This is a genomic window from Pseudomonadota bacterium, assembly GCA_010028905.1.
In the GTDB taxonomy this organism is placed as follows: domain Bacteria; phylum Vulcanimicrobiota; class Xenobia; order RGZZ01; family RGZZ01; genus RGZZ01.
This window is the reverse complement of sequence record RGZZ01000212.1, coordinates 1-8311: the sequence shown is the minus strand read 5'-3', so window position 1 is coordinate 8311 and position 8311 is coordinate 1. Positions and strand designations below refer to the sequence as shown.

The window sequence follows — 8311 nt, the reverse complement described above, 5'->3', positions numbered from 1 at the left end:
TGCTCAACAGAAGCGTGAGCAGGAGTGCAAGCCCGCAGACCCGGATGCTGCGCATGCGCGATACCTCCTCGCTGAGGGCCTTTGCCCGCGACCTCTCCGGCTGCGACGGCAAGGCCGTCTACGTGAGGTCTTCGTCGCAAACTTCTCTCTCGGGTCGAAGATCTCCCCTGCCCGGCGGTCGGTCAATCGACGGAGATAGCCCCCATGTGACCGCCGCGCACCCACCACGGCTGGTCTCCCGAGGCAGGTGGCTGCCCCGGGCTGGCCTGGGCATAGCGCTCGAGGTCGACCTTCTCGCTCACCTGGCCGTTCACGTAGAAGGCGAGATGGGTCGAGCCATCCGGCTGCAGCTCCGGCTGCAGCTGCCCATCGACCAGCGTTCCTGTGTGAAAGCGTGCCTCGGCATTCTTGGGGCCGCTCAGCGCGCCGATGACGGCGCCGCCCACGGCGCCGATGGCGATGGGTGCAAGCAGCCCGACCCCGCCGAAGACGCCCAGCATGCCAGCCGTCATGACTGTGCCGATGAAGCCGACGATGTTCACGCCGATGCCGAGCATGCCGCCCAGCATCGCTCCCGTGAATGCGCCTTTGACTGCGCCATCTCGCGCGGCACTCCACTTCTCTGGCGTGCCGAAGGAGGTCTCCTGGCGCCAGTGATAGGTGGCGGGGGTCCCGTTCGTGCCCAGGGTGCAGCCTTTCAGCAGGTCGGCTGTGGAGTCGTAGCGTGCATCGCCCACCTCCCACCACTCGACCGCGGGCCGGATGTCACCTGAGCCTGCTGCGGAAGAAGCGAGTGGGGGAGGAGCGGTGAGACGCACGACCGATGTCGGGAGGGTGAGCGAAGTCAGCATGGGGGGCTCCTTTTTGTCGCGCGATGCCTGAAGCGCAGGCGCGCCTGACGGCGTTCGCACTTCCAGCGCAATCCTTCTGGGCGGAGATCAGCCTTCTCGGCCGCTCTCCTAGGCCTGGTGCTTCACCACGTAGTGCTGCTGCGGGTACAGGCCCTGGATCTCGAAGCCATCGGCGGTGCGCTTCACGTCGAAGTCCTGGAACCGATAGGCACCCTTCACGTGGAACCCGCTGGACGTTCGGGTGATCTCGAAGGTGCGCTCGGGAATGGCGCCGTCGATGAGCAGGGTGCCGCCCTGGGCGCTGATGGTTGCGCTGACGCTGTCGTCGTAGCCCTGCACCCGGGTCTGGGACCCCTGCGTGGTGATGGTGTAGGCCTGGGCGGGGAAGCGGCCAGTCGACGAAGGTCCGCTGGCGCCGTTGGTTATGGTGGCGGAGAAGTCGGCGTCACCGCACTGCACGTCGACCTTGCTGCCCGTGCGACGCATCTGGTAGTCCTGCCAGTCGTAGTAGCCGTCTACCGCGGTCTGGTCGCCGCTGCGGGTGACGCGGTAGTCGCGCTGGGGGTACGTTCCGTCGTCGAGGTGCCCGGTGATGGTGGTGACGCCCTCGCGCACGTTGTCTCCGATGACGATGCTCTCGCCGTCGATGCCGAAGCCGATTCCGGGCTCGATCTCGATGGCCACCGTCGACGGGCGATGCACGGGCGACGGGATCTGGGGGTTCAGGCTTGCGGTGCTCGCTCCGATGAACACGCGGGGGTTCCAGCTGGTCTGGGTGGTTTGCATGGGCTCGGTCTCCTCGGCTCTGTCGACATCGCGCATCGTTACACGACCGTCTTGTCGTCGCACAGTATGCCGTAAAACCGTCGCGGTTTTGTTGCGTTGATGTGAACAGATGGCCGCGCGCCGGGCCCCTGTCACTGCGCGCTGCGAGCGTAGATCCAGAGCGAGGCCATGGCGTCGATGTCGTGGTTGGTGGGGTTGTTGTAGGTGGAGACCAGTTCGTAGACGTGGCCCTTGAAGACGGGGATCCCCTGCGTCGATTCGAAGTGCTCGGTCGACACGAGACGCGCCTTGCGCGCGTCCGGGTCGTTGACGACGCGCCCCTTCCAGAGGGTCTTCTCAGCGGTCTTGTCGCGCAGCTCCACCGATTCGGCGTAGGGGTGGACGTGCATCCAGATGTAGTGGATGGTCGTGTCGCTCGAGAGTCCGAGTGCGCTGGTCTCGCGAATCACCTGTCGGCCGGGAGGCACCATCCAGTGCCCGGTGCGCTGGCGACCATCTCGGCCTCGCTCCACCTCCTTCTCCGTGGCCGTCCGTACACCCGTCTCGCCTGCCTCGAGCTTCTCGGAGTCGAGCAGAGGAAATGCGGCAAAGCCGGTCTGGAACAGGGGGACCAGCTTCTGCTCTCGTGCGGTCTTGTCACCGGCATAGCGCAGCGTGGTGCGGAAGTCGAAGTCTCTTCTGAGATCCGGGTCGTTGTTGTTGAGCACCATCACGAGCACGTGGATGTCGACCAGCGGATCATTGGGGAAGTGCAGGGCGAACCCCTTCGGGAAGGCAATCTCCTCTTGCCCTTGCGATACGGTGAGCTCCTGGCGATGGTAGGTGCTTGCCTCGGTACCCGCCGTGCCGAGCAGGTCGAGGCTCGTATGGCACATGTACTCCTGGCGGAGCCTTCCGCTCTCAGGGTCGAGCACCTCGGCCTTGTAGCGCGTGATCCACACGCCGTCGTCGTTGCCTCCGAGCAGCACCGTATGGTCTTTCGAAGGTCCCGTCATCGACGGGTAGAGCTTGTCGATGCGCATGCCTCGGAAGGTGATGGTCTTGGTCTTCGTTCCATCGGGCGAGGTGCTCTCGGTGATCTGCGACGCTTCACCGCGCTCGTGTCTCACGACCGCGGCGGGGCGGCTCCCCTCGCGCCCGCAGTCTCCCGTGGGCTGCTGTCCGAGGTGGCACTTCTCTCCAGGTCGGCCTGCTGCTGATTCGACCGTGATGCGCGGCGCTCGGACGAAGGTGCGCGCCATGGTGTCTGCCAGGAAGATGGCGCCCACGAGCGCCACGATGTAGACCGCGAGCAACCCCTTTCGGCTCTTCCGGGCACTGCTGAGCAGGAGGCGTCTGATCTCCACGATGTGTGTTCCTCTCCCAACGGGGCACCGTGCGACGCGCAGCGCGACCCGTTCTCCTCGACGGGCCGATTCTCGTCGGGTCCGGCGAGCCCCTCCTCCGGACAGCGCCGAGAATCACGGCGCTCGGCGGCGCCTGCGCGAGGGTGTGCCGGAGGGAGCCGCGCCTGCTCTCGGCGAACGTGGCGGCGTGCACTACGTCAGTACGCGCGGAGAGAGCTCCTGTCTCTCGTTCACCGACATCCTTCTCGAGGGACTGGCCTCAGACGGCGGTCTCTACGTTCCGGCCGAGGTTCCCAGGCTTGATGCCGAGGCCCTGGCGGGGCTGCGCGATGCGTCATACGCTGACCTCGCCCACGCCGTGCTGACGCAGTTCGCGCCCGAGATCCCCACCGAGGCGCTGCGCACCCTCACCCACCGCACGTACACGGCTGAGATCTTTCGCGACCCCGCCATCACCCCGCTCTCCACCCTGAGCGGCCTGGCCCCCAACCTGCACCTTCTGCACATCTCCAACGGTCCCACCCTGGCCTTCAAGGACATGGCCATGCAGCTGCTGGGCGCGCTCTTCGAGCACGTGCTCGCGCAACGGGGCCTGCACCTCAACATCCTCGGCGCCACCTCCGGCGATACGGGCTCGTCGGCCGAGCATGCCATGCGCGGGCGCAACGGCATCCGTGTGTTCATGCTGTCTCCCGAGGGGCGCATGACGCCGTTCCAGACCGCCCAGATGTTCAGCCTGCTCGATCCGAACATCTTCAATCTCGCGGTCGATGGCGTCTTTGACGACTGCCAGGACATGGTGAAGGGGGTCTCGGCCGACGCTGCGTTCAAGGCGCGCTACGCCATCGGCACGGTGAACTCCATCAACTGGGCGCGCGTTGCGGCCCAGGTGGTGTATTACGTGAGCGGGTGGCGCGCCGCCGCGCCGGACGGCGGCGAGGTGTCGTTCGCGGTGCCGTCGGGCAACTTCGGGAACGTGTATGCCGGCTGGGTGGCACGCTGCATGGGGGTTCCCATACGCCATCTGGTCGTGGCCACCAACGAGAACGACGTTCTTGACGAGTTCTTTCGCACGGGCCTGTACCGACCTCGGGTGGGCGACGAGGTGCGCGCCACCAGCAGCCCGTCGATGGACATCTCGAAGGCGTCGAACTTCGAGCGCTTCGTCTTCGATTTCACCGGACGTGATGGGGCCGTGGTGAGCGACCTGTGGGCGCGACTGGCGCGCGAGGGCGCGTTCGACCTCTCAGGGGAAGGGTTCGCGAGCCGCATGGCCGCCACGGGCTTCCTTTCCGGCCGCAGCACCCACGCCGACCGTCTCGCGACCATTCGTCATGTGCACGAGGCCTGCGGCGTGCTCGTCGATCCCCACACCGCTGATGGCGTGAAGGTGGCTCTCGCGCACCTTTCGCCGGACGTTCCCATGATCTGCCTCGAGACCGCCCTTCCGGCCAAGTTCTCCGCCACGCTGCGCGAGGCGCTGGGCAGTGATCCGCCGCGGCCTCCGGGAACCGATGATCTCGAGCAGCGCCCGCAGCGCTTTGAGCGCATGGCGGTCGACGTTGCAGTGCTGAAGCGCTACATCGCTGCGCATGTAGAATAGAGCGCTTCGCCATCTGCAAATCGCGCATCTGACACTCTCCTACCCTCATTGCGCCTGCGCCACCGATGGCGAGCCTTCTCTCACGATCTGGGAAGAGCCGCTTGCCTGAGAGGTCGCGCAGCCCTCAGGGAGGTTTCCATGCTCACGATGCGTCTGTTGTCTTCTATCTGGCGAGACGTCTGCCGTCTTGCGATGATCGTGCCTTTGTTCGCGCTTCTCACGGGCTGCGGGGGGGGAGGGGTTGACACATCGGGTGTCACGCCCGGCAGCGGGCCTGTGGGCATGTCGTCTTCCGGCGCTGTCGCGAAGGATCCGGTGAGTGCCGCCCTGCCTTCGCTTCCTGCGTCTGATGTGGTGGTGCCGCGCACGTCGGCCGGCCTGCAGAAGGTGGTCATCACCTTGCGCGGCATGGCGAGCAAGGGCGCAGACGCCGACAAGGTGCAGGAAGCCCTCAAGGGCGCCGCGTCTATGGTGACGGCCAAGGGCGGCACAGCGGGATATCCCCTCCCGTTCATCGGAGCCCTGTCCGCGGAGCTCCCCGACAGCGGGGTCGACGCCCTGCGCGCCGATCCCCGCGTCGCCTTCGTCGAGCCGGATCTCCCCGTGCAGTGCCTGGCCACTGAGCTCGAGAACAGCTGGGGCGTGGCGCGCATGGGCTGCCCGGCCGTCTTCAGCCAGGGCAACAAGGGCACGGGTGTTCGTGTAGCCATCATCGACACCGGCATCGACTACACCCACCCTGATCTCCGCGACGCCTACGCGGGGGGCTACGACTTCTACAGCAACGACTCCGATCCGATGGACGAGTTCTGGCACGGCACCCACGTGGCTGGCATCGTGGGTGCGCGGGCGAACGTTACGGGGGCCATCGGGGTTGCGCCGGAGTGCCGTCTCTATGGCCTCAAGTGCTGCGGCAAGGATGGGGGCGGAAGCTTCGGCGCGGTCGTCGCGGCGCTTCAGTGGTGCGTCGACAACAAGATGCAGGTGGCCAACATCAGCCTCGGTTCGGGAGGCTATCCTGGGCAGTACGTTGAGAATGCGTGCGCGGCGGCTCAGGCCGCCGGTGTCGTTCTGGTGGCGGCCGCTGGGAACAGCGGCATGGCGGCTTCGCCGGGCGGCAGCACCGTCATCTATCCCGCGGCCTTCACGACCTGCATCAGCGTGGCCGCGGTTGACGGCAGCGACAACCGTGCCGGCTTCTCGAGCACCGGACCGCGGGTCGATGTGGCCGCGCCGGGCGCGGGCATCTATTCGTGCCTGCCGGGCCCGAGCTATGGCTACCTGAGCGGCACCTCGATGGCGTCCCCTCATGTTGCGGGCGTGATGGCGCTGGCCCTCAAGCGGGGATACACCCCCGCGCAGGCCCGCGCGCGACTCTTCTCCACGGCCCTCGATCTCGGTGCGGTGGGTCGCGATGAGCTCTATGGCTACGGGCGCGTGCAGGCAGACCGTTTGATTGAGCCTGGTGACACCGTTCCCTCGGTGAACATCGTCTCACCTTCTGCAGGGAGCGATCTCTCGCCCAACGCCCTGGTCACCTTCACCGCGACGGCTTCTGATGTCGAAGACGGCGATCTCACCTCCCGGGTGGTCTGGACCCTGGGCAACCAGACGGTTGCGAAGCCGTCCTTCAGCATTCGCCTTCCCATCGGCACCTACACGGCCACGGCCACCGTCACCGACCGGGCGGGCCAGCGGTCGTCGGCTTCTGTGAGCGTCGTGGTTCGCAATCACAGCCCGTCGCTCGTCATCACCTCCCCCTCGTCCGGGTCGTCGTTCCGCCTGGCTCAGGCTATCACGTGCACCGCTGTCGCCTCCGACAAAGAAGACGGCGACATCACCCGCTCCATCATCTGGTTCAGCAACGGCAAGCATGCCGGAAACGGCGGCCGCCTCGTCCTCAAGGGGCTGCCGGTGGGCACCTACACCATCAACGCGCAGGTCACCGATTCTTCGCGTCAGGCGGGGGCGGTCGCCAGCATCCAGGTCAAGGTGACGCGGTAGCGCCGGCCGCTCGCGTTGCGGCGGGCGGCCACTTCAGCGCATCGCTTTCTGCTCCGCGGTGGCAGGCGGCTTCATCTTTCCGCTCATCTGGTCGACGAAGACGCGCCAGCTCTGGGGGGCCTTGGCGTCCTTGTACGACGACAGGCCACGGGCTCCGAGCACGTTCGACTTGTTCTCGAGGGTGCCCACATCCATCCCGGGGAGCTGGATGGAGACGCCCCCCTGCCCATTGTAGGCGTCGGTCATGTTCGACCTCACGACCGCCTCGTCGAGTCGATCGAGAACCTGCTCAGCGCTGTCGCGCACGGCCTGCGCGTTGGGCGAGGTCGACTGCGCGTACCCTTTGATGAGGTTCTGGGCCAGCTGCTTGAGATCGCCCACCGCGAGCTCTTTCGCGGTCGACGGCTGCTCGGCGGGATAGACGCGGGTGTCGTTCACCGCGCTGCGAATCACGTCGACGTTGCCGGCCTCGACCTCTTGCACCAGGCTGGCGCCCAGTCTGTCGACGGCTTCATTGAGCGCGGGCAGCTTCGACAGGTCGATGACGGCGAGGGTTTCAACGCCACGATCTCCCTTTGAGCTCTCGAGCAGCTTCACCGCGAGCTCTCGCGGCGTGAGCGAGGCGCCGGCCGTGGCCTTTGCGGTGGCTTCGAAGCTGCGGCCCACCGCACCGGCAGAGATGCTCTCTTCTGAGACCACGGCGTAGCGTGCGCTGGGGTAGATGGCGTTGAGCGTCTCGAGGTTTCCGGCGAGGCACGATTCCACCACGAGCACGTCGATGGGACGCCCCGCATCTCTCGTGGCCTGGCCGAGCATCTCGCCGAAGACGTCGCCCTTCACGCCGGAGACGTGGCGGTACATGAGCCCGTGGCCCGTCAGCGACACCACCACGTTGCCCTCAGGATAGTCCTTGAGGTGCTGGGCGACGAACTGGCGCAGCTGCTGCGGGTCGACCTTCTCCGATTCGGAGAAGGCGCCCGGGCTGCGCTGGCCGTCGGTCATGTGCATCTCTCGGCGGCCGCTCCAGACGCCTTCCGGATGTCTGGCGTCTGCAACGGCCGAGACGATTCGACCGACGCCGTCGTGCGCGACGTTCAGCTGATTGGCTACCATCACCGAGCCGGCTACGCCAGCGGCGGTGAGGGCGAGGGCGACGGCCACGTGCTTCTGCTGCTTGGCGAGCTTCCGGGCGAGGAAGAAGGGGAGCACCGAGGTGGCCACCAGGCCAACACCCACCGCCCCCTTGCCGAGAGGGTGCGCGTTGCGCTCGATCTGCACGTCAACGGTGACATGTCCGGGGTTGTTGGCCGTGGTTCGCTGCAGCTGGCCCAGATCGTTCGTGGCGAAGGGCTCGATGATGGTCTCGGTGGCGTCGACGTTCGCAATGATGTGGGTGTCCGCCGAGGGCTGCTCGGGCGTGAACGTCGGCGCAGGCATCTCTTGCAGCTGCCGCGCACCCTGCTTGTCGATGGTCGACAGGGTGGGGCCGGTCACCGATTGGGAGAGCGAGATCATGCCTGGCATCATCGATGAGGCCAGGCCCGCCAGCGATGCGGTGCACAGCAGCGCGGTCGCCGCGCCCGCCAGGATGCCCGCGGGCTTCTCGTCGCTCGCGTCCGCTGCGGCAGCCGTGTTGAACAGGGGGGGCGCCGGCCCGAGGTGAACGGCATCGCGGGCAGGGGAGGGAGACACGCTGTCTGCGTTCGAGGGCTGTGGGCCGA

General features: G+C 66.7%; 6 protein-coding genes. 2 read left to right on the top strand and 4 right to left on the bottom strand.

Annotation, left to right across the window (positions count from 1 at the left end; translation table 11 throughout):
- Window positions 1-182: 182 nt before the first annotated feature.
- From EB084_14450 to EB084_14440, 3 genes are all read right to left on the bottom strand, one after another.
- A complete protein-coding gene (locus EB084_14450; protein NDD29458.1) occupies window positions 183-851 on the bottom strand; it encodes a hypothetical protein in 669 nt (222 codons plus the stop codon).
- Between the two features lie 108 nt (window positions 852-959).
- On the bottom strand, window positions 960-1673 hold the full coding sequence (locus EB084_14445) for a hypothetical protein (protein NDD29457.1): 714 nt from the start codon (window positions 1671-1673) through the stop codon (window positions 960-962).
- Between the two features lie 95 nt (window positions 1674-1768).
- Window positions 1769-2983, bottom strand: coding sequence for a hypothetical protein (locus EB084_14440; protein ID NDD29456.1), 1215 nt, complete (start codon window positions 2981-2983; stop codon window positions 1769-1771).
- 1 nt (window position 2984) lies between these two features.
- On the opposite strand from EB084_14440, the gene EB084_14435 reads away from it, so the two are divergent.
- Window positions 2985-4586, top strand: a complete 1602-nt coding sequence (locus EB084_14435) for a threonine synthase (GenBank protein ID NDD29455.1) — start codon at window positions 2985-2987, stop codon at window positions 4584-4586.
- 138 nt (window positions 4587-4724) lie between these two features.
- Window positions 4725-6590, top strand: coding sequence for a hypothetical protein (locus EB084_14430; GenBank protein NDD29454.1), 1866 nt, complete (start codon window positions 4725-4727; stop codon window positions 6588-6590).
- Window positions 6591-6623: 33 nt separating this feature from the next.
- On the opposite strand, the gene EB084_14425 is transcribed toward EB084_14430, so the two are convergent.
- Window positions 6624-8311 (bottom strand): hypothetical protein (locus EB084_14425; GenBank protein ID NDD29453.1); only part of this gene is annotated, 1688 nt, incomplete at its 5' end.

Bases quoted from the DNA above. Each gene is read 5' to 3' on its own strand.
- EB084_14450 (NDD29458.1), bottom strand. From the start codon at position 851: ATGCTGACTTCGCTCACCCTCCCGACATCGGTCGTGCGTCTCACCGCT.
- EB084_14445 (NDD29457.1), bottom strand. From the start codon at position 1,673: ATGCGCGATGTCGACAGAGCCGAGGAGACCGAGCCCATGCAAACCACC.
- EB084_14435 (NDD29455.1), top strand. From the start codon at position 2,985: ATGTGTGTTCCTCTCCCAACGGGGCACCGTGCGACGCGCAGCGCGACC.
- EB084_14430 (NDD29454.1), top strand. From the start codon at position 4,725: ATGCTCACGATGCGTCTGTTGTCTTCTATCTGGCGAGACGTCTGCCGT.